This is a genomic window from Pseudogulbenkiania sp. FW507-F1, from assembly GCF_058781125.1.
Genome location: NZ_JBYSWM010000001.1, coordinates 1 through 20,498 on the forward strand (window position 1 = coordinate 1; position 20,498 = coordinate 20,498).

A 20,498-nucleotide genomic window follows, 5' to 3' on the forward strand; every position below is an offset into this window, starting at 1 on the left:
TATTCTGTTTGTTAAAGAGCGGTGCTGACTGCGTCGTTTCCGTCGCTGCGTCAGCTGAGGAGGCGAACTATACGCCCCGACCCCCGCCCCGTCAACGCCTTTTTGCAGAAAAATCACGAAAAATCGGCACGAAGGCCACAAGCCATTGATGCACAAGCAAAACCCATACAAAAACAAAAAGGGTTGGCCGAAGCCAACCCTGCTTTTCTACATCAGTGGACCGCTCATGCACGGTGCTGCAGTCGATAACAGACGTGGATTTTCTTATTGCGGAAGTCTTCCGGTACCGACTGGGCGCTGATATCGCGCACGTCGTAACTCTCGGCCAGCCGTGGATCGAGTGCGAACGAGCGCAGGTTGTTGGAGAAGTACAGCGTACCCCCCGGCGCGAGCAGCGCCATGGCATCGTCGATCAGCCGCACGTGGTCGCGCTGGACGTCGAGGATGTCGAGCATCTTCTTGGAGTTGGAGAAGGTCGGCGGGTCCATGACGATAAGGTCGAACTGTTTGCGCTGGTAGATGGCGTCGTCGAGGTACTGGAACACGTCGGCACGCACGAGCTGGTGACGGTTGAGATCCAGGCCGTTGAGTTCGAAGTTGCGGCGTGACCAGTCCTGGTAGGTATTGGACAGGTCGACCGTTTCCGAACTGATCGCACCGCCGGCACCGGCGTAGACGGTGAAGCTGCCGGTGTAGGCGAACAGGTTGAGGAAACGCTTACCGGCGGCTTCTTCGCGCACACGCTTGCGGGTGTTGCGATGGTCGATGAACAGGCCGGTGTCGAGATAGGCCTCGAGATTGACGATGAAACGTTGGCCGAACTCTTCGATTATGAAGTCGTCGCCCAACTCGCCGAGCTTTTCGTACTGGCTTTCACCCTTTTGACGACGACGGGTCTTGAGCGCGATGTGCTCACGCGCCACGCCGGTGACCTGCCGGATGGCGTCCAGGCAGGCGTCGAGCCAGACTTCGCGCTCGCTGTCGTCCATTTCCCAGCCGGTATCGTATTCCTGCACGTGGACACGCAGGCCGTAGATGTCCACCGCCAGCGGGAACTGCGGCACGTCGCGGTCATAAGCGCGCCAGGCTTCGATACCCTGGCGGCGAGCCCATTTGGCGTAATGCTTGAAATTCTTGCCGAGTCGATTGGCGAACGGTGTCACATCCACCATGGCGCTATCCTTCTTCTGACCGGCTTGAGCCGGAGTCCATCAAAAAAGCAAAACGCGCCAGTTTCGGACTCTGACGCGCGGGGTGTTTCGGCCAGGCGGATGGCCGAGCGGGAGATATTATGACTCGTTATGGCTTGTGGTGCATTTCCACCAGCTTGAGACAGACCGGTTCCGGCAGGTATTGGCGGATGACCAGTTCCCAGCCTTGCGGCCCGACCAGTCCCTTGACCATGGTGGAGGAGACTTCGGCGTATTCACGCGGCGGCAGCAGGAAGATGGTGGTGATGTCCGGGTGCAGGTCGGTATTGATGTAGCGCATGGTGCGCTCGTACTCGTAGTCGCTGGCGGTACGGATGCCGCGGATGATGTAGTTCGCGCCGACCGACTGAGCGTAATTGACCAGAAACTGGTTCTCGAAGACTTCGACGCGCAGATTGGGAAATTCCTGCGTGACGGCCAGCAGCATCTCGAGGCGTTCTTCGACACTGAAGCTGCAGTGCTTGTCCGGATTGACGCCAATGGCGACGATCACTTCGTCAAACAGCTCGACGGCCTTGCGAATGATCCACAGATGTCCATTGGTGACCGGGTCGAAACTCCCGGCGTACACGGCTCGCTTCAATTTGCGCTTTCCTGTTTTAATCGTCTGCACCATGGTCGAATCTATCCTGCAAAACGGGCAAGGTAAAGTTATTTTTGCTGCATAGCAAAAAACCCCGCCTCAAGCGGGGTTTCAGGCCGGGCGCTGGTTTCAGTCTATCAAACGTTGATTTCCTCCGCGCGATGACACGCCACCAGATGACCTTCCACCGGGCGCAATGGCGGCACCTCGCTGCGGCAGCGTTCGACGGCGTGCGGACAGCGCTTGTGGAAGGCGCAGCCGGTCGGCGGATTGAGCGGGCTCGGCAGCTCGCCGACGATCTTGATCTTGGCGTGCCGATCTTCCGGGCGGATCGACGGCGTGGCCGACAACAGCGCCTGGGTGTACGGGTGCAGCGGCCGCGAGTAGATCTGCTCCTTGCTGCCGCTTTCCACCGCGCGCCCGAGGTACATCACCATCACGTCGTCGGCGACGTGCTCGACCACGGCGAGGTTGTGCGAGACGAACACGTAGGCAGTCTTGAACTCGTCCTGCAGGTCCATGAACAGGTTAAGCACCTGCGCCTGGATCGACACGTCGAGCGCCGAGGTCGGCTCGTCGGCGATGACGATCCTGGGGTTGAGCATCATCGCGCGGGCGATGGCGATACGCTGGCGCTGGCCGCCGGAGAACATGTGCGGGTAGCGGTAATAGTGCTCCGGGCGCAGGCCGACCTTGGCCATCATGGCGCGCACCTTGGCCTGGCGCTCGGCCGCCGACAACGCGGTATTGATCAGCAACGGTTCGGCCAACTGGTCGCCGATTTTCTGGCGCGGGTTGAGCGAGGCGTACGGGTTCTGGAACACCATCTGCACCCGGGTGCGCATGGTTTTCAGGGTGGCACGGTCGGCCTTGGCGGCATCGACGCCGTCAAGCAGCAGCGAACCGGAGGTCGGCGGCTCGATCAGGGTCAGCTGGCGCGCCAGCGTGGACTTGCCGCAGCCGGACTCGCCCACTACGGCCAGCGTCTTGCCCGCCTGGAGAGAGAACGAGACGCCGTTGAGCGCCTTGACGGTGGCGGCGGGTTTGAGGAAGCCCTGCGACACGTCGTAATAGCGGGTCAGCTCCCGCGCTTCGAGAACGGTAGTCATCGGGACTCCTTGTCATACAGCGGAAAATGGCAACGCACGGCGCCCTGAGGCATCGAGGTCAACGCCGGCCGCTCGACGCGGCAACGCTCCTGCACGTACGGGCAGCGCGGCGACAGCAGACAGCCCGACGGCCGGTCGTACTGGCCCGGCACGATGCCCGGCAGCGTGGAGAGGCGGTGCGCGCCCTTGCTGTGTTCCGGGATCGACTTCAGCAGCGCTTCGGTATACGGATGGGAGGGGTGACGGAAAATGTTCGGCACCTGGCCCATTTCCGCCACCTGGCCGGCGTACATCACTGCCAGACGCTGCGCCACCTCGGCCACCACGGCCAGGTCGTGGGTGATGAGGATCAGCGCCATGTTCTGGCTTTGCTGCAGGCTGACCAGCAGCTCCATGATCTGCGCCTGGATGGTGACGTCGAGCGCGGTGGTCGGTTCGTCGGCGATCAGCAGCTTGGGATTGCAGGCGATGGCCATGGCGATGGCCACGCGCTGGCTCATGCCACCGGAGAGCTGGTGCGGATAGGCGGAAAGGCGGCTCGCCGCCGCCGGGATTTCCACCATTTCCATCAGTTCCAGGGCACGCGCCTTGAGCGCCGCCCCGCGCAGCCCCTGGTGCAGCTTGAGCACCTCCATGATCTGGTAGCCGACGGTGAAGCTCGGGTTGAGCGCCGTCATCGGGTCCTGGAAGATCATCGAGATGTCCTTGCCGACGATCTTGCGCCGTGCGCGCGCGCTGATGGTGAGCAGGTTCTTGCCGTCGAACTGCAGCTGGTCGGCGACGATGCGGCCCTGTCCTTCCAGGAGGCCCATCATCGCCATCATCGTCACCGACTTGCCCGAACCGGATTCGCCGACGATGCCCACGATCTCGCCCTGATCGACGGTGAGATCCAGCCCTTCCACGGCGCGGAAGGGGTTCTTGTCCGAACCGAACTCGACCGAGAGGTTCTTGATTTGCAACAGACTCATGTATTTCCCCTTACGCGGCGCGCTTCAGTTTCGGATCGAGCGCATCGCGCAGGCCGTCGCCCATCAGGTTGATGGCCAGGACCGACAGCAGGATGGTGAGGCCCGGCAGGGTCACCACCCACCAGGCGCGTTCGATGTAGTCGCGCGCCGAGGCCAGCATGGTGCCCCACTCCGGGGTCGGCGGCTGCACGCCGAGACCGAGGAAGCCCAGCGCGGCGGCTTCGAGAATGGCCGAGGAGAAGCTCATGGTGGCGTGCACGATCAGTGGCGCCATGCAGTTGGGCAACACGCAGACGAACATCAGCCGGACCAGGCCGGCACCAGCCACACGCGAGGCGGTGACGTAGTCGCGGTTGAGTTCGGTCATCGCCGAGGCGCGGGTGAGGCGGACATAGGCCGGCAGCGCCACGATGGCGATGGCGATCATGGTGTTGATCAGGCCCGGGCCGAGGATGGCGACAATGGCCACCGCCAGCAGCAGGGCCGGCAGCGCCATCATGATGTCCATCAGGCGCATGATCAGGCTGCCCAGCACCTTGGGGAAGAAGGCGGCGATCAGGCCGAGGATCACCCCGGGTACCATCGCCATCACCACCGAAGTCAGGCCGATCAGCAGCGACAGGCGCGCGCCGTGGATCAGCCGCGACAGCAAGTCGCGCCCCAGTTCGTCGGTGCCGAACAGGAAGCGGCTGGACCCGCCATCCATCCAGGCCGGCGGCGCGAGGATGGCGTCGCGGTACTGTTCGATCGGGTTGTACGGCGCGAGCCAGGGTGCCAAGAGCGCGCTGAGCGTGATCGCGAGCATGAACACCAGCCCAGCCACGGCGCCCTTGTTATGGGAGAAGCCCTGCCAGAATTCTTTCAATGGCGAGGGGTACGACAGCGCCACATCGTCGGCGGCGGTCGCAACGGGAGAAGCTTGTACGTTGGCCATGACGGCTCCTGTGCGGTTACTTGGCATGACGGATGCGCGGGTTGGCGATGCCGTAGAGGATGTCCACGATGAAGTTCACCAGGATCACCAGCGTGGCGACCATGAGGATGCCGTTTTGCACCACCGGGTAGTCACGCCGGCTGATGGCGTCGATCAACCACTTGCCGATGCCGGGCCAGGAGAAGATGGTTTCGGTCAGGACCGCGCCGCCCATCAGCGTCCCCACCTGCAGCCCCATCACCGTCAGCACCGGGATCATGGCGTTGCGCAGGGTATGGATGAAGATCACCCGCGCCGGCGACAACCCCTTGGCGCGTGCGGTGCGGACATAGTCCTCGCGCAGCACTTCCAGCATCGAGGAGCGGGTCATGCGCGCGATCACCGCGAGCGGGATGGTGCCCAGCACGATGGCGGGCAGGATCAGGTGCTTCAGCGCATCCTTGAAGGCGCCGGCGTTGAGCGAAGGGTCGGCGGCTTCGGCCAACCAGGCGTCGATCAGCATGAAGCCGGTGCGCGGCGCGATGTCGAAAGCCAGGTCGAGCCGGCCCGACACCGGCGTCCAGCCGAGCTTGACCGAGAAGAACATGATGAGGATCAGGCCCCACCAGAAGATCGGCATCGAGAAACCGGTCAGGGCAAGCCCCATGACGCCGTGATCGAAGATCGAGCCGCGCTTGATGGCGGCGATCACGCCGGCCAAGAGGCCGAACACGGCGGCGAACAGCATGGCCATCACGGCCAGTTCCAGCGTGGCCGGAAACAGCGTGGTGAACTCCTTCCACACGCTGTCCTTGGTCACCAGCGACTCGCCCAGGTGGCCGGTCGCCAGGTTATGCAGGTAATCGACGTATTGCAGGTAGATCGGCTTGTCGAGGCCCAGGCGATGCATGGCGTCGGCATGCATCTGCGGGTCGAGGGTACGCTCGCCCACCATGACTTCCACCGGATCACCGGGGATCAGGCGGATCAGGCCGAAGGTAATCAGCGTGATGCCGAAAAACGTCGGCAGCAGCAGACCCAGGCGCCTCAGAATGAATGAAAACATAGTGAAACATCTCCCACGCTCAGTGCACGCAGCGATAAGGCGCACTGTTGGTCGACCCCGGGTAAGGGATCATGCCAAGCGAAAGATGGAGGAAGAACCGCGGGAGAAGAGAGAAGGAGGCGCCGGACGATAACGTTGCAACTGAACCACCCACCCACATCAGCTACTCGTTACCGTCACGGCAAGAGAACGATAACATCGCGCTGGCGCGAGGGTATTGATATAGGTCAAGAAGCGACGAAGATGCATCCGGCCGCGGTCATTTTCCCGGCCCCAGTCGGCCTTTCCACCATCCGCTCAACGGCTCCGATCTGCTGCGGGTCATGCCCTTTGCATGGTCGGAACCGTTGTAATGGATCGGGGGCCGCAGCCCCCGAAAATCAGCCATCAGACAGGCGCAGTGCCGTCCTTACTTGACGCTGACGCCGTAGAAGGAATTCAGGCCGAACGGGCTGACCTTGAAGCCTTCCACTTCCTTGCGCATCGGCTGGTTCACCGTGGAGTGCGCGATGGTGGTGAGCGGCACCTGCTGCTTCACGATTTCCTGCGCCTTCATGTAGAGCTTGGTGCGCTCGCCGACGTTGGCGGTGGTCTTGCCCTTCTGGATCAGGTCTTCGAACGGCTTGTAGCACCACTTGGAGAAGTTGTTGCCGTTCATCGCTTCACAGCCGAACAGCACGCCCAGCCAGTTGTCCGGATCGCCGTTGTCGCCGGTCCAGCCGATCAGCATGGAATCGTGCTCGCCGGCCTTGGCGCGCTTGAGGTACTCGCCCCACTCGTAGGACTGGATCTTGGCCTTGACGCCGATCTTGGCCCAGTCGGACTGGATCATTTCGGCCATCACCTTGGCGTTCGGGTTATACGGGCGCTGCACCGGCATGGCCCACAGGCTGAGTTCGAAGCCGTTCGGGAAGCCGGCCTTCTTCAGCAGCTCCTTGGCCTTTTCCGGGCTGTACGGCGCGTCCTTCAGCGACTTGTTGTACGACCACTGGGTCGGCGGCATCGGGTTGGTGGCCGATTGGCCGGCGCCCTGGTACACGGCGTCGATGATGGCTTTCTTGTTGATCGCCATGTCCAGCGCCTGGCGCACTTCGAGCTTCTCCAGCGGCTTGTGCTTGACGTTGTAGGCGACGTAGCCGAGGTTGAAGCCGGACTGCGACATCACCTTGAGTTTCGGGTCGGCCTTCATCGCCGGCACGTCGGCCGGGCGCGGGAAGGTGGTGACCTGGCATTCGCCGGCTTTCAGCTTCTGGAAGCGCACCGACGGATCGGTGGTGATGGCGAACACCAGGTTGTCGAGCTTCACCTCACCCTTGTTCCAGTATTCCTTGTTGCCGACGAAGCGGATCTGGGCGTCTTTCTGGTAGCGCTTGAAGATGAACGGGCCGGTGCCGACCGGCTGCTGGTTGATCAGCTGCGGCTTGCCTTCCTTCAACAGCTTGTCGGCGTATTCGGCCGACTGGATCGAGGCGAAGCTCATCGCCAGATCCTGCACGAAGGCGGCGTCGATCTTCTTGAGGGTGAACTTGACGGTGTACGGGTCGATCTTCTCGACGTGGGCGATGTTCGCATCCATGCCCATGTCGGTGAAGTACGGGAATTCGGTCGGGTAGGCCTTGCGGAACGGGTGGTTCTTGTCGAGCATGCGCTGGAAGGTGAACAGCACGTCGTCGGCGTTGAATTCGCGGCTCGGCTTGAAGTAGTCGGTGGTGTGGAACTTGACGCCCTTGCGCAGATGGAAGGTGTAGTTCAGGCCATCCGGCGAGACCTCCCACTTTTCGGCCAGGCCGGGAATCACCTTGGTACCGCCGCGTTCGAATTGCACCAGGCGGTTGAACACGGTTTCTGCCGAGGCGTCGAAATCGGTGCCGGTGGTGTACTGGCCCGGATCGAAGCCGGCCGGGCTCCCTTCGGAACAGTAGATCAAGGTACCGGCGGCCTGCGCCATGGACGCGCCGGCGAGCAGGCCAGCGGTGAGCAGCAAATGCTTGGCAATTTTCATAGTTTCCCTATTCCCTGCTTGTATTTAAGGTTTCAGCTTTTACAGTCCGCCAGCGCCCGGATAGGGTGCAGGCGGTATCGTCACTACAATCACGCCCTGCCCTTTCTCCCCCCTGATGTCGCCCGGAACGGGTCCGAAGGGAGATCGTGCGGCCAACACTCGGCGGTTATCAGGCTCCGAGACGACTTCTGCTGGTGCGCGCCGAGTATTCCACACTTCAACTATCACATCCATTCGCAAACAATGATAGCCAATGCGGTTTTGTTATAATGTCGCCTGTGCCAGCCATTCAAGAAAGCTTTCCCCATGATCCGTTTCCGCCAAGTCGAGGCCTTCCGTTGTCTGATGGTGACCGGCACCAGCGTCGGTGCCGCGCGTCGCATGCACATCACCCAGCCGGGGATCAGCCGGCTGATCGCCGATCTCGAGGCGGACCTGGGCTTTCGCCTCTTCAACCGCACCAAGGGGCGGCTCGAACCGACCATGGCGGCGGTGCGCTTCTACCGCGCCGTGGAAGAAAACTTCCTCGGCTTGGAACGCCTCAGGCAGGCGGCCGATACCATTCGGCAGGAGGCTTCCGAAGGCCTGACCATAGCGTGTCTGCCGGTACTGTCCACCGCCCTGCTGCCGCCGATCCTGCGCGAATTCTTCAAGAGAAAACCGGGCATGCCGGTGAAGGTCGACTCCGCCAATAGCCCGGAAATCCTGGTGCGGCTGCAGGATCTCAAGGTCGACATTGCAGTGTGCCAAGCCTTTCCCCCCATTGCCGGCATCGAGATGGAGCCGCTGCTGGAGGGCAACGTGCTGTGCGCCATGCCGGCCACGCACCCGCTGGCCAGGAAGGAGGTGATCGTGCCGGAGGACCTGCACGAGCAGGATGTCATCGGCTGGCTGCCGGACGGCCTACTGTCGCGCGGCATGGAGGAGGCCTATCTGCCCGACCCGGCCATCCGCCCGCGCTACACCATCCGCACCTATACCTCGCACACCCGCTATGCCATGGTGGCCAACGGCTTCGGCGTCTCCATCGTCGAGCCCTTCGCCGCCCCGCTGTGGGAACCGCACGGCGTGGTGGTACGGCCGTTCCAGACCGAGATTCGCCACCAGTACGTGCTGGCCTACCCGAGCACCGGCATCCGCTCCGACATCGCCCACGATTTCCGCGAGGCCGCGCTGGCCGTGGCGCGCGAACACGACTTCGGCCACGTCACACGCAAGGATTAGGCACAGCCCACCTGAGGCCTGGCGGCGGGTGGCCTGAGCCGGCATGGCTCAGGCTTGCTTCAGTACCACGCTGCCGACCGAGTAACCCGCCCCGAACGAGCAGATCACGCCCATATCATTAGTTCGTAGCCGATCTTTATGCAAATGGAAAGCGATGATCGAGCCAGCCGAGCTGGTATTGCCGTAGCGGTCCAGGATCACCGGCGCCTCGTCGGGACCGGCCTCGCGGCCGAGCACGCGCCGCGCGATCAGCTGGTTCATCGCCAGATTGGCCTGGTGCAGCCAGAAGCAGCGCACGTCGTCGGGCCGGATCGCCAGTTGCCCCAGATGGGCGACGATGTGTTCGCCCACCATCGGGCAGACTTCCTTGAACACCTTGCGCCCCTGCTGCACGAACAGTTTGTCCGGCCGGCCGATGCCGCTTTCGTCGCAACGGTTGAGAAAGCCGAAGTTGTTGCGGATGTTGTTGGAAAAGGCGGTAGCCAGGCGCGTCCCCAGCACTTCGTAGACGTTGGCCGAAGCCGCCAGGTCGGCACGCTCCAGCAGCACCGCGGTGCAGGCATCGCCGAAGATGAAGTGGCTGTCGCGGTCGCGGAAGTTGAGGTGGGCCGAGCAGATTTCCGGGTTCACCATCAGCACCGCGCGCGCCTGCCCGCACTGGATGGCATTGACCGCGCTGTGGATGCCGAACGTCGCCGAGGAGCAGGCCACGTTCATGTCGAAGGCGTAGCCCTGGATGCCGAGCGCCCGCTGCACCTCGATCGCCAGCGCCGGGTAGGGCCGCGGCAGGTTGGAGCAGGCGGCGATCACCAGGTCCACGTCTTCGGCCAACCTTCCGGCCTGGGCCAGCGCCTCGCGTGCGGCGGCGAGCGCCATCTCGGCCTGCAGCGACAGGGTCTCGTCGTCCCGCTCGGGCAGGCGCGGCGCCATGCGCGCCGGGTCGAGCACCCCCGCCGCGTCCATCAGGAAGCGCTGGCGGATGCCCGAGGCCTTCTCGATGAACTCGGCGCTCGACGCCGCCAGCGGTTCGACCTCGCCGGCGGCAATGGCCTCGGCCTGCTCGGCGTTGAAATGGGCGGCGTACTGGTTGAAGGCCGCGACCAGCTGTTCGTTACCGACCGCATGGGGCGGGGTAAACAGGCCCGTGCCGCTGATGACCACCTTGTGCATTGCTCACTCCCAGCCGGCGGCAGTGGCCGGCGCATCAAAATCAAACAAATGTTCGACTGATGATACACCAAGCGGCCACGGGTCATTAAGAAACACATGCCAGCCACGCTAAAACCAAGTAAAATAGTCAAGTTATAGCCGGTGTCGACGAAACGGCTTCTGCCGGTGCCTCAATGCAGATGAGCAAACTTGGCCGACCAGTAGTTGACTAAATTACTCGGAAATTAGGTATAATCCGGATAACCATTCCCAACGGAAACTGAGATCATGCGTTTGACCACCAAGGGACGCTTCGCCGTCACCGCCATGCTGGATCTGGCCTTGCGCCATGGCAACGGCCCCGTCACGCTGGCGGGGATCAGCGAACGGCAGAGCATCTCGCTTTCCTATCTGGAACAGCTGTTCGGCAAGCTGCGCCGCGCCGAACTGGTGGAAAGCGTGCGCGGTCCGGGCGGTGGCTACACCCTGGCCAAGAGCGCCGAACAGATTTCGGTGGCGGACATCATCACCGCCGTGGACGAGCCGGTGGACGCCACCCAGTGCGGCGGTCGCGAGAACTGTCACGACAACCATCGCTGCATGACCCACGACTTGTGGACCAACCTCAACGCCACCATTTTCGATTACCTGTCCAAGGTGACGCTGTTCAGCCTGGTAGCCGAGCAGCACGCCAAGGATGTCAACGTCATGCAGGACAAGCGCGAAGCCACGCCACAGCGGGCTCGCGTCACGCCGACCGGCGCCATGTGAACCGGACGCCTTTTGTGGAGATATTAAGAATGAGTCAGCTCAAGCTTCCGATCTACCTCGACTATTCCGCCACTACGCCGGTCGACCCGCGCGTGGCGGAACAGATGGTGGTCTACCTGACCGAGAAATTCGGCAACCCGGCGTCGCGCAGCCACAGCTTCGGCTGGGAAGCGGAAGCCGCGGTGGAACAAGCCCGTGCTGACGTGGCCGCGCTGGTGAACTGCGACCCCAAGGAAATCATCTGGACCTCCGGCGCCACCGAGTCCGACAACCTGGCGATCAAGGGCGCCGCCCAGTTCTACAAGAGCAAGGGTAAGCACATCATCACCGTCAAGACCGAACACAAGGCCGTGCTCGACACCTGTCGCGAACTGGAACGCCAGGGCTTCGAGGTGACCTACCTCGGCGTCAAGGACAACGGCCTGATCGACCTCGACGACTTCAAGGCGGCGCTGCGCCCGGACACCATTCTGGTATCCGTGATGTACGTCAATAACGAGGTCGGCGTAATCCAGGATATTCCACAGATCGGCGAGATCTGCCGTGAGAAAGGCATCGTGTTCCATGTCGACGCCGCCCAGGCAACCGGCAAGGTCGATATCGACCTGAGCCAGCTCAAGGTCGACCTGATGAGCTTCTCCGCCCACAAGACCTATGGCCCGAAAGGCATCGGCGCGCTGTACGTGCGCCGCAAGCCGCGCGTGCGCCTGGAAGCGCAGATGCACGGCGGCGGCCACGAGCGCGGTTTCCGCTCCGGCACGCTGGCGCCGCACCAGATCGTCGGCATGGGCCAGGCCTTCCGCATCGCCCGTGAAGAGATGGCGACCGAGAACGAGCGCATCCGCATGCTGCGCGACCGCCTGTGGAACGGCATCAAGGATATGGAAGAGGTCTACATCAACGGCGACATCGACGCCCGCGTGCCGCACAACCTCAACGTCAGCTTCAACTTCGTTGAAGGCGAATCGCTGATCATGGCGGTGAGGGACCTGGCGGTATCGTCCGGCTCGGCCTGCACCTCGGCCAGCCTGGAGCCGTCCTACGTGCTGCGCGCACTGGGCCGCAACGACGAACTGGCGCACAGCTCGATCCGCTTCACCATCGGCCGCTTCACCACCGAGGAAGAGATCGACTACACCATCAAGCTGATGCGCGAGAAGATCGGCAAGCTGCGCGAACTGTCCCCGCTGTGGGAAATGTTCAAGGACGGCGTCGACCTCAACAGCATCGAGTGGGCAGCCCACTAAGAACCCGTTCACGATCTGTCGCGAGCGGCCCTCAGCGGGGTGAAGAGCAGCGCAGAAACCGGAATGTACTGGAGTACATGTGGATTTCGAGCAGCACATGAGCCCCGATCAGGGATGCGCAGCAAGATCGTGAGCAGGTTCTAAACCAGATTACCGGCGGGAGGCAGTCCCTCCCGCACGCAAGGAGAACTACACCATGGCATACAGTGAACAGGTCCTGGACCATTACGAGAACCCGCGCAACGTCGGCTCCTTCGACAAGGGCGACGACAGCGTCGGCACCGGCATGGTCGGCGCCCCGGCCTGTGGCGACGTGATGAAGCTGCAGATCAAGGTCAACGAGAACGGCGTGATCGAAGACGCCAAGTTCAAGACCTACGGCTGCGGCTCGGCGATCGCCTCGTCCTCGCTGGTGACCGAGTGGGTCAAGGGCAAGACGCTGGACGAAGCCATGTCGATCAAGAACACCGAGATCGCCGAAGAGCTGGCGCTGCCCCCGGTGAAAATCCACTGCTCCATCCTGGCCGAAGACGCCATCAAGGCAGCAGTGAGCGACTACAAACAGAAACACGGCAAGTAAGCGGATGGCAGGCTCCGCCTGCCCTCTGCCCCATCGGCAGGAACGACTATGGCAATCACTCTTTCCGAACGTGCGGCCGACCATGTCCGCAACTTCATCGCCAAGCGCGGCAAGGGTCTGGGCATCCGCCTCGGCGTGAAAACATCGGGCTGCTCGGGCATGGCCTACAAGCTGGAGTTCGTCGACGTCGCCAGCGACGAGGACGTGACCTTCCAGAGCCATGGCGTGACGGTGTTTACCGACGCCAAGAGCCTGGCCTACCTCGACGGCACCGAACTCGACTACGCCAAGGAGGGCCTCAACGAGGGCTTCCAGTTCAACAACCCGAACGTCAAGAACGAGTGCGGTTGCGGCGAGAGCTTCAACGTCTGAGTCACCTTGAGAGCCATGCTGCCGGAACCGACCTTCGTGGTCGGTTTTGTCTGAAAAGCAGGGCGCTGTTTGCGAGATGCCATGAACTTCGACTTCAAGCAGGACCATTTCAGCCTGTTCGGGCTGCCGCGCCGCTTCGCGCTGGACGCGGGCCAGCTCGATAGCGCCTGGCGCACCGTGGCAGCGCAGGTCCATCCCGACCGTTACGCCAGCGCCGGCGACGCCGAGAAGCGCGCCGCCCTGATGATGGCGACCCACGCCAACGAAGCCTACCGCACCCTGAAATCGCCGCTGGCGCGCGCCCGCTACCTGCTGCAACTGGCCGGCGTCGACACCCAGGAAGACACCAATACCAGCATGCCGGCCGATTTCCTGATGGCGCAGATGGAATGGCGCGAGGCGATCGGCGAGGCCAAGGACGAGCACGACGTGGCGGCGCTGGAGAAGCTGGCGCGGGAACTGCAACGCGACGCCGCCGCCCTGCAGCAGCAGCTCGGCGTGGTTCTGGACGACACCGGCGATCTGGACGTCGCCGCCGTCCTGGTTAGAAAATTGCGCTTTCTGGAAAAACTCGAACAGGAAATCGGCGACGCCATCGAAACCCTGCTGTTCTGACCCCACAGGTTGGCCGAAGCCGCCTCTACAACACGATTGACCACCATGGCCCTCTTGCAAATTGCCGAACCCGGCCTCTCCGCCGCACCCCATCAACACCGCCTCGCCGTCGGCATCGACCTCGGCACCACCAACTCGCTGGTGGCCACCGTGCGCAGCGGCGCGGCCGGCGTGCTGCCGGATGAGCACGGCCGCAGCCTGCTGCCCTCGGTGGTGCGCTATCTCGACGGCGGCGACGTGGCGGTGGGCTTTGCCGCGCAGGCCGAGCAGAGCCGCGACCCGCACAACACCATCGTGTCGGTGAAACGCTTCATGGGACGCGGCCTGGCCGACATCAGCGAAGCCGCCGCCCAGCCCTACCGCTTCGTCGACGCGCCCGGCATGGTGCAGCTGATCACCCGCGCCGGCCCGAAGAGCCCGGTGGAGATCTCCGCCGACATCCTGCGCGCGCTCAAGCAACGCGCCGAAGATTCGCTCGGCGGCGAACTGGTGGGCGCGGTGATCACCGTACCGGCCTACTTCGACGACGCCCAGCGCCAAGCCACCAAGGACGCCGCCCGCCTGGCCGGACTCAACGTGCTGCGCCTGTTGAACGAACCGACCGCCGCCGCCATCGCCTACGGTCTCGACAACAGCTCCGAGGGCGTCTACGTGGTGTACGACCTCGGCGGCGGCACCTTCGACGTTTCCATCCTCAAGCTCACCCAGGGAGTGTTCGAAGTGCTCTCCACCAGCGGCGACTCGGCCCTCGGCGGCGACGACTTCGACCATCGCGTGTACTGCTGGACGCTGGCGCAGGCCGGCCTGTCCGGCCTCAATGCGCACGACTCGCGCCTGTTGCTGACCTGCGCGCGCGAAGCCAAGGAAGCGCTCACCGAGCACGCCAGCACCCGGCTGACCGCGCTGTTGTCCGACGGCCAGGCCATCGACCTGACGCTCGACCAGGACACCTTCCGCGACATCACCAAGACCCTGGTCGACAAGACCCTGCTGCCGGTGCGCAAGGCGCTGCGCGACGCCCGCATCGGCGTCGACGACGTCAAGGGCGTGGTAATGGTGGGCGGCGCCACGCGCATGCCGCACATCCAGAAGGCGGTGGGCGACCTGTTCGGCCAGACCCCGCTGACAAACCTCGACCCGGACAAGGTGGTGGCGCTGGGCGCCGCGATGCAGGCCAACGTGCTGGCCGGCAACAAGCAGGACGACGACTGGCTGCTGCTCGACGTGATCCCGCTGTCGCTCGGCATTGAGACCATGGGCGGGCTCACCGAGAAGATCATCCCGCGCAACAGCACGCTGCCGATCGCGCGCGCCCAGGAATTCACCACCTTCAAGGACGGCCAGACCGCGATGTCGATCCACGTGCTGCAGGGCGAGCGCGAACTGGTGAGCGACTGCCGTTCGCTGGCGCAGTTCGTGCTGCGCGGCATTCCGCCGATGGTGGCGGGGGCGGCGCGCATCCGCATCACCTTCCAGGTGGACGCCGACGGCCTGTTGGCGGTGTCGGCACGCGAACTGACCTCGGGGGTGGAAGCCCACATCGAGGTCAAGCCGTCCTACGGCCTGTCCGACGAGGACATCACGCGCATGCTGACCGACTCGCTGGCGCACGTGCAGGACGACATCGAGGCGCGCAAACTGCGCGAAGCCATCGTCGACGCCGAAAGCCTGGCCGACGCCACCCGCGCCGCCATCGCCGCCGACGGCGACCTGCTCAGCGCCGACGAGCTGGCCGGCATCGAAGCCGGCATCGGCGCGGTGGCCGACGCCATCGCCGGCAACCGCACCGTGGCGATCAACGAAGCCGCCCACCAGCTCAACCGTCTCACCGAAACCTTTGCCGCCCGCCGCATGGACCGCAACGTGCAGCGCGCGCTCAAGGGTCACAACATCGCCGAATTGTAAGGATCACCCATGCCAAGAATCATCGTGCTGCCCCACGTCGACCTGTGCCCGGAAGGCGCCGTGATCGAGGATGCCGAGAGCGGCAAGAGCATCTGCGACGTGCTGCTCGAAAACCACATCGAAATCGAGCACGCCTGCGAAATGTCCTGTGCCTGCACCACCTGCCACGTGGTGGTGCGCGAGGGCATGGGGTCGCTGAACGAGGCCGACGAGCTGGAAGAAGACATGCTGGACAAGGCGTGGGGGCTGGAAGCCAACTCGCGCCTGTCCTGCCAGGCCATCGTCAGCGACGAGGACCTGGTGGTGGAGATTCCGCGCTATACCATCAACCTCGCCCGCGAGAACCACTGAACGCTTGTGAATAAATCTGCTGCGCCTCCCTGATCGGGACTCATGCCCACTGAGGGCCGCGCGCGACGATTTCTTTTACAAGCTCTGAGGAGAGCCGAACCATGAAATGGACCGACATCCACGACATCGCCATCGAACTGGCCGACGCCCACCCGGAAGTCGACCCGACCGCGATCCGTTTCACCGACCTGCACAACTGGGTGGTCGAGCTGCCGGAGTTTGACGATGACCATCAGCGCGGCGGCGAGAAGGTGCTGGAAGCGATCCAGCAAGCCTGGATCGACGAAGTGGCCTGATAGCTTGTGAATACATCCGCTGCGCTCCCCGATCCCAGTCCTGTCATGCTCGCCGTACCGCTTGTACGGCGGCGCTTCTCGCACTGGCCTCATGGCGCGGCGATGACCGCAGGGAATCCCTGTGGGACGATTTCGTTCACCAGCCCTGAACTTTCCCCAAACGCCCTGCCTTGCCGCGGGGCGTTTTTGTTTCCACAATGAGGAGTGCACCTGTCATGAAAGAGACTCCCATGTTCACCCTGGTCATTGGCAACAAAAACTCCTCCTCCTGGTCGCTACGCCCCTGGCTGGTGCTGAAGATGCTGGACGAGCCGTTCAATGAACAGCTGATTCCCTTGTTTCAGCCCGATACCAAGAGCCGCATCCTGGCCGCCAACCCGGCCGGCAAGGTGCCGGTGCTGCTGGACGGCCAGTTGCGGGTGTGGGATTCGCTGGCGATCTGCGAATACCTGGCCGAATGCTTTCCGGCGGCCCGGCTGTGGCCGGAGAACCTGGCCGAGCGCGCCCTGGCCCGCTCGGTCGCGGCCGAGATGCACTCCGGCTTCGCCGCGCTGCGCCAGCACCTGCCGATGGACATCGTCTCGCGCCACAGCGGTTTCGCCGTGCCCGAGGAGGCGGCGGCCGACATTCGCCGTATCGTCGAGATGTGGGAGGAGCTGCTGCACCGTCACCAGGACAACGGGCCGTTCCTGTTCGGCCATTTCACCATCGCCGACGCCATGTACGCGCCGGTGGTGACGCGCTTCGTCAGCTACGACGTGGAGCTGCCGTCGCGCTCCCAAGCCTACGCCGACCACATCCTGGAGCTGCCGGCGATGCAGCAATGGTACGACGATGCCGAAGCGGAAGTGGGAACGCCGCTCGCCTGACGCCGCCCCTGCTCCGTCCGCCGGGACCTCGCCAGCGGCGGCACCCGGCCGTGACCGGACGCCTCGCAGGCTCTAGAATGGCGCGTATTTGCCTGACGGGACGCGCGCCATGAGCCCAGCCCCACTTCCCCCTTTCATCATCGGTATTGCCGGCGGCAGCGGCAGCGGCAAGAGCACCGTGACGCGCCGCCTGGTCGAGGCCATCGGTCGCGAGCACGTGGCCCTGCTGGTGCAAGACAACTACTACCGCGACCAGCCGAAGCTCTCGGCAGAGCAGCGCGCCCAGACCAACTACGACCATCCCGACGCGTTCGACTGGGCGCTGCTACGCGCGCATCTCGCCGCGCTGGGCCAAGGCCGTCCGGTCGCCATGCCGCACTACGACTTCGCCAGCCATCGCCGCGCCGAGCGCAGCCAGGCTGTCGCCGCGGCGCCGGTGATCGTGCTGGAGGGCATCCTGGCCTTGCACGACGCCGTACTGCGCGAGTGCATGGCGCTCAAGCTGTTCGTCGATACCGAGGACGACATCCGTTTCATCCGCCGCCTGGAACGCGACATCGCCGAGCGCGGTCGAACCCTGCAGCAGGTCATCGCGCAGTACCTGGCCACGGTGCGGCCGATGCATCGGCAGTTCGTCGAGCCGACCCGGCGCTTTGCCGACGTCATCCTGCCGCACGGCGCCAACGACCCGGCGCTCGAACTGATCGCCGCGCGCGTCGCCACCGTGCGACGATGAGCCACCGTGCCTCCCGGATCATGGAGAAACCGATGCCCCGTTTCCTGTTGCTTGCGCTGACGGTCCTGCTCGCCGGTTGCGCTACGCTCAACGAGCAGGAGTGCCGCAGCAAGCCCGCCAGCCAGCTCGGGCTGGAGGACGGTCGCCAGGGCTACGGACTGTGGCGGCTGGACAAGCACGTCGAGGCCTGCGCCCGCTTCGGCCTCGGCATCGACCGCCAGGCCTACCTGGCGGCACGCGAGCAAGGCTTGCGCGAGTACTGCACGCCGGACAACGGCGAGCGCGTCGGCCGCCGCGGCGAGCGCTACGAGAACGTCTGCCCGGCGGAGCTGGAAGCCGCTTTCCTCAAACGCTACTACCCGGCCTATCTGGAGTACCGCCTGGATTACCGCGACGATTTCTGGCCGGGCTTCCCCTGGCACCGCCATCCGCGCTGGTGAGACCCGCGCATCGGCCTGGCGCCATGCCCGTGACGCGCCGCCCCCGACTCACGTGCCATCCGGTGTACAGGGCTGGATCGCGCGCGGCGGGATCGGCACCGACAACACGATCGAGGTGCGCGTCTCGCCGAAGTGGTTGATGCGACCGATGAAGGCCTCGAGGTGGCGGGTGTCGCGCGTCACCACCTTGATGATGTAGGAGTCGCTGCCGGTGACGTGGCAGCATTCCAGCACCTCCGGTGCGGCGCGCAGCGTGTCGAGCAGGCGGTTCTTGTAGGGTTGGGCGCAGTTGATGCCGATCAGCGCGGAGAGTCCGTAACCGACCTGCTGCGGCGCCACGTCGGCGTGGTAGCCGGTGATCACGCCGGCCTCTTCCAGGCGCTTGACGCGTTCGGTGACCGCCGGCACCGACAGCGCGACGCGGCGCGCCAGCTCGGTCAGGGTGAGTCGGGCATCCTGCTGCAGGGCCTCTAGGATGGCCCAGTTTTTCCGGTCCAGTTCCATGACGATTTTCTCCCCCTTTTCATTTTAGCCTTATTTTTTCAGGCAGCCATTGCTAACTTCCTGTGTTTCGCCATGTTAGCGCGGCGCTGCCGCGGGCACACTGGGGCGTATCAGAAACTCGGGAGGAGACATCCATGGAGAGCAGTTGGGGCTTGGCCGCCAAGGCGGTGCTGATGGGGCTGGCGATTGCCGCACCGGTGGGGCCGATCGGCCTGCTGTGCATCCAGCGCACCTTGCAGCACGGTCGGCTGGCGGGCTTCGTCAGCGGGCTGGGCGCGGCCTGCGCCGACGGGCTGTACGGTGCGCTGGGCGCCTTCGGCCTCGCTGTGCTGTCGGCTTATCTGAACGGTCTGCAGCAGTGGCTGAGCCTGCCCGGCGCGGTGTTCCTGGGCTGGCTCGGCTGGCGCACCTTGCAAAGCGGAGCGGCTGCCACCAGCGCCGCCGCGCTGCCGGGAGGGCGGCTGCCACGGCTGTTCCTCTCCACCTTCGCGCTGACGCTAGCCAACCCGATGACCATCGTCGCCTTCAGCGGGGTGTTCGCGGCGCTGGCGGCAAGCCGCAGCGCGCTGTCGGCGACAGACGCCTGGAGCATGATCGCCGGGGTCTTTACCGGCTCGGCACTGTGGTGGGGGCTACTGGCCCTGGTCACGGGGCGGCTCGGAGAGCGGCTCGGCACGCCGCAGCGGCGCTTGATCAGCCGGCTGGCCGGGGTCTTGCTGCTCGGCATGGCGGCGTGGCAGCTGCTGCGCTGGCTGGGCGGGTTGCGCTGAACTGTATGCCTGACAGCGGGCGCCACTGTGCCTTGCCAAGTGGAGGCCGCGTCCCCACTCTGTAGGGTTCATCACCCGCATTCAGGAGAGATCATGCAGGAAGCCTTCTACCGCGATCCATACCAGACCCGGCTGGAGACCCGGGTGCGCCGCCACGACGAACATGGCGTGGTGCTGGAAGAGACACTGTGCTACCCGCTGGGCGGCGGCCAGCCGGGCGACTGCGCCACGCTGAGCACGGCGGACGGGAAGGTGCTGACGGTGCTGGACACACGCCGCGACAAGGCCACGCGCGACATCGTGCACCTGGTGGCGGTCGATGCCCCAAGGTTGGCCGAAGGCACCCAAGTGACGCTGGAGCTGGACTGGGCACGGCGCCACCGCCACATGCGCGTGCATACCTGCCTGCATCTGCTGTCGGTGGTGATCAAGGCCGGCGTCACCGGCGGCAACCTGACCACCGAGTCGGGCCGGCTCGACTTCGACCTGCCGGAAGGGATGGTGCTGGATCGCGACGAAATCGAACGCGAACTGAACCGACTGATCGCCGAGGACCGCGCGGTGAAGGTCGTGATGACCTCGGGCGAGGCGCTCAAGGCGCAGCCGGAGCTGATCAAGACCATGTCGGTCACGCCCCCGCTGGAACTGCCGGAGATCCGCCTGATCGAGGTCGATGGCGTCGACCTGCAACCGTGTGGCGGCACCCACGTGGCCCGCACCGGCGAGATCGGCCCGGTCGTGATCAAGAAGATCGAGAGCAAGGGGGCACGCAACAAGCGTGTGGTGGTGGCGCTGGCGGAGTGAAGCACCCAGC

The 20,498-nt window shown here is 64.3% G+C and carries 23 protein-coding genes; 14 read left to right on the plus strand and 9 right to left on the minus strand.

Translation table 11 applies throughout. The features are described 5' to 3' along the window. Positions 1 to 224 precede the first annotated feature (224 nt). The 7 genes from AC3WG5_RS00005 to AC3WG5_RS00035 form a co-directional block, all read right to left on the minus strand. The gene (locus tag AC3WG5_RS00005; RefSeq protein WP_492567359.1) at positions 225 to 1,172 is read right to left on the minus strand and encodes a class I SAM-dependent methyltransferase; all 948 of its coding nucleotides are present in this window, start codon (positions 1,170 to 1,172) and stop codon (positions 225 to 227) included. A gap of 127 nt (positions 1,173 to 1,299) precedes the next feature. Next, positions 1,300 to 1,827, minus strand: coding sequence for a pantetheine-phosphate adenylyltransferase (gene coaD, locus AC3WG5_RS00010; RefSeq protein WP_014088282.1), 528 nt, complete (start codon positions 1,825 to 1,827; stop codon positions 1,300 to 1,302). A 104-nt stretch (positions 1,828 to 1,931) separates the two neighbouring features. Next, positions 1,932 to 2,903, minus strand: a complete 972-nt coding sequence (locus AC3WG5_RS00015) for a peptide ABC transporter ATP-binding protein (RefSeq protein WP_482584155.1) — start codon at positions 2,901 to 2,903, stop codon at positions 1,932 to 1,934. Next, positions 2,900 to 3,874, minus strand: coding sequence for an ABC transporter ATP-binding protein (locus AC3WG5_RS00020; RefSeq protein ID WP_492567360.1), 975 nt, complete (start codon positions 3,872 to 3,874; stop codon positions 2,900 to 2,902). Before AC3WG5_RS00020 ends, AC3WG5_RS00015 begins: the two co-directional genes overlap by 4 nt. A 10-nt stretch (positions 3,875 to 3,884) precedes the next feature. Further along, the gene (locus AC3WG5_RS00025; protein ID WP_492567361.1) at positions 3,885 to 4,808 is read right to left on the minus strand and encodes an ABC transporter permease subunit; all 924 of its coding nucleotides are present in this window, start codon (positions 4,806 to 4,808) and stop codon (positions 3,885 to 3,887) included. 16 nt (positions 4,809 to 4,824) lie between these two features. Beyond that, positions 4,825 to 5,853: an ABC transporter permease subunit gene (locus AC3WG5_RS00030; protein ID WP_008952572.1), complete on the minus strand. Its 1,029-nt coding sequence runs from the start codon at positions 5,851 to 5,853 to the stop codon at positions 4,825 to 4,827. A 409-nt stretch (positions 5,854 to 6,262) separates the two neighbouring features. Next, positions 6,263 to 7,855, minus strand: coding sequence for an ABC transporter substrate-binding protein (locus AC3WG5_RS00035; RefSeq protein WP_008952571.1), 1,593 nt, complete (start codon positions 7,853 to 7,855; stop codon positions 6,263 to 6,265). A gap of 306 nt (positions 7,856 to 8,161) precedes the next feature. Between AC3WG5_RS00035 and AC3WG5_RS00040 the strand changes: the two genes are divergently transcribed. Then, positions 8,162 to 9,079, plus strand: coding sequence for a LysR substrate-binding domain-containing protein (locus AC3WG5_RS00040; protein WP_492567362.1), 918 nt, complete (start codon positions 8,162 to 8,164; stop codon positions 9,077 to 9,079). A gap of 48 nt (positions 9,080 to 9,127) precedes the next feature. Here the strand turns inward: AC3WG5_RS00040 and AC3WG5_RS00045 are convergent, their stop codons facing one another. Then, positions 9,128 to 10,249 carry a beta-ketoacyl-ACP synthase III gene (locus tag AC3WG5_RS00045; protein WP_492567363.1) on the minus strand — a complete coding sequence of 374 codons (1,122 nt, stop codon included), beginning with the start codon at positions 10,247 to 10,249 and terminating at the stop codon, positions 9,128 to 9,130. Between the two features lie 267 nt (positions 10,250 to 10,516). On the opposite strand from AC3WG5_RS00045, the gene iscR reads away from it, so the two are divergent. The 11 genes from iscR to AC3WG5_RS00100 all read left to right on the plus strand — a co-directional run bounded on the left by iscR (position 10,517) and on the right by AC3WG5_RS00100 (position 18,410). Beyond that, positions 10,517 to 10,999, plus strand: coding sequence for a Fe-S cluster assembly transcriptional regulator IscR (gene iscR, locus AC3WG5_RS00050; protein ID WP_008952568.1), 483 nt, complete (start codon positions 10,517 to 10,519; stop codon positions 10,997 to 10,999). A gap of 29 nt (positions 11,000 to 11,028) precedes the next feature. Next, the gene (locus AC3WG5_RS00055; protein WP_008952567.1) at positions 11,029 to 12,246 is read left to right on the plus strand and encodes an IscS subfamily cysteine desulfurase; all 1,218 of its coding nucleotides are present in this window, start codon (positions 11,029 to 11,031) and stop codon (positions 12,244 to 12,246) included. 196 nt (positions 12,247 to 12,442) lie between these two features. Beyond that, positions 12,443 to 12,826 (plus strand): Fe-S cluster assembly scaffold IscU, encoded by a 384-nt coding sequence (gene iscU / locus AC3WG5_RS00060; RefSeq protein ID WP_008952566.1) that lies wholly within the window; start codon positions 12,443 to 12,445, stop codon positions 12,824 to 12,826. Between the two features lie 48 nt (positions 12,827 to 12,874). Further along, positions 12,875 to 13,198, plus strand: a complete 324-nt coding sequence (iscA, locus tag AC3WG5_RS00065; RefSeq protein WP_008952565.1) for an iron-sulfur cluster assembly protein IscA — start codon at positions 12,875 to 12,877, stop codon at positions 13,196 to 13,198. An 81-nt stretch (positions 13,199 to 13,279) separates the two neighbouring features. Next, entirely contained in the window at positions 13,280 to 13,813 is a 534-nt protein-coding gene (gene hscB / locus AC3WG5_RS00070; RefSeq protein ID WP_492567364.1) for a Fe-S protein assembly co-chaperone HscB, read from the plus strand. A 45-nt stretch (positions 13,814 to 13,858) separates the two neighbouring features. Continuing rightward, positions 13,859 to 15,718: a Fe-S protein assembly chaperone HscA gene (hscA, locus tag AC3WG5_RS00075; protein ID WP_492567365.1), complete on the plus strand. Its 1,860-nt coding sequence runs from the start codon at positions 13,859 to 13,861 to the stop codon at positions 15,716 to 15,718. Between the two features lie 9 nt (positions 15,719 to 15,727). Continuing rightward, positions 15,728 to 16,069 carry an ISC system 2Fe-2S type ferredoxin gene (gene fdx / locus AC3WG5_RS00080; RefSeq protein WP_008952562.1) on the plus strand — a complete coding sequence of 114 codons (342 nt, stop codon included), beginning with the start codon at positions 15,728 to 15,730 and terminating at the stop codon, positions 16,067 to 16,069. 101 nt (positions 16,070 to 16,170) lie between these two features. Beyond that, complete coding sequence (iscX, locus tag AC3WG5_RS00085; protein WP_008952561.1) at positions 16,171 to 16,365, plus strand: Fe-S cluster assembly protein IscX; 195 nt, start codon at positions 16,171 to 16,173, stop codon at positions 16,363 to 16,365. A 215-nt stretch (positions 16,366 to 16,580) separates the two neighbouring features. Next, positions 16,581 to 17,234, plus strand: coding sequence for a glutathione S-transferase family protein (locus tag AC3WG5_RS00090; RefSeq protein ID WP_492567366.1), 654 nt, complete (start codon positions 16,581 to 16,583; stop codon positions 17,232 to 17,234). A 109-nt stretch (positions 17,235 to 17,343) separates the two neighbouring features. Continuing rightward, on the plus strand, positions 17,344 to 17,970 hold the full coding sequence (gene udk, locus AC3WG5_RS00095; protein ID WP_492567367.1) for a uridine kinase: 627 nt from the start codon (positions 17,344 to 17,346) through the stop codon (positions 17,968 to 17,970). Positions 17,971 to 18,002: 32 nt separating this feature from the next. Further along, positions 18,003 to 18,410 (plus strand): DUF2799 domain-containing protein, encoded by a 408-nt coding sequence (locus AC3WG5_RS00100; RefSeq protein WP_492567368.1) that lies wholly within the window; start codon positions 18,003 to 18,005, stop codon positions 18,408 to 18,410. A 48-nt stretch (positions 18,411 to 18,458) separates the two neighbouring features. Here AC3WG5_RS00100 and AC3WG5_RS00105 read toward each other — a convergent pair whose 3' ends face one another. Next, positions 18,459 to 18,914, minus strand: a complete 456-nt coding sequence (locus AC3WG5_RS00105; RefSeq protein WP_008952557.1) for an Lrp/AsnC family transcriptional regulator — start codon at positions 18,912 to 18,914, stop codon at positions 18,459 to 18,461. Positions 18,915 to 19,048: 134 nt separating this feature from the next. On the opposite strand from AC3WG5_RS00105, the gene AC3WG5_RS00110 reads away from it, so the two are divergent. Both AC3WG5_RS00110 and AC3WG5_RS00115 read left to right on the plus strand, forming a co-directional pair. Then, on the plus strand, positions 19,049 to 19,684 hold the full coding sequence (locus AC3WG5_RS00110) for a LysE family translocator (protein WP_482584146.1): 636 nt from the start codon (positions 19,049 to 19,051) through the stop codon (positions 19,682 to 19,684). A 93-nt stretch (positions 19,685 to 19,777) separates the two neighbouring features. After that, a complete protein-coding gene (locus AC3WG5_RS00115) occupies positions 19,778 to 20,488 on the plus strand; it encodes an alanyl-tRNA editing protein (protein ID WP_492567369.1) in 711 nt (236 codons plus the stop codon). The last annotated feature ends 10 nt before the right edge of the window (positions 20,489 to 20,498 follow it).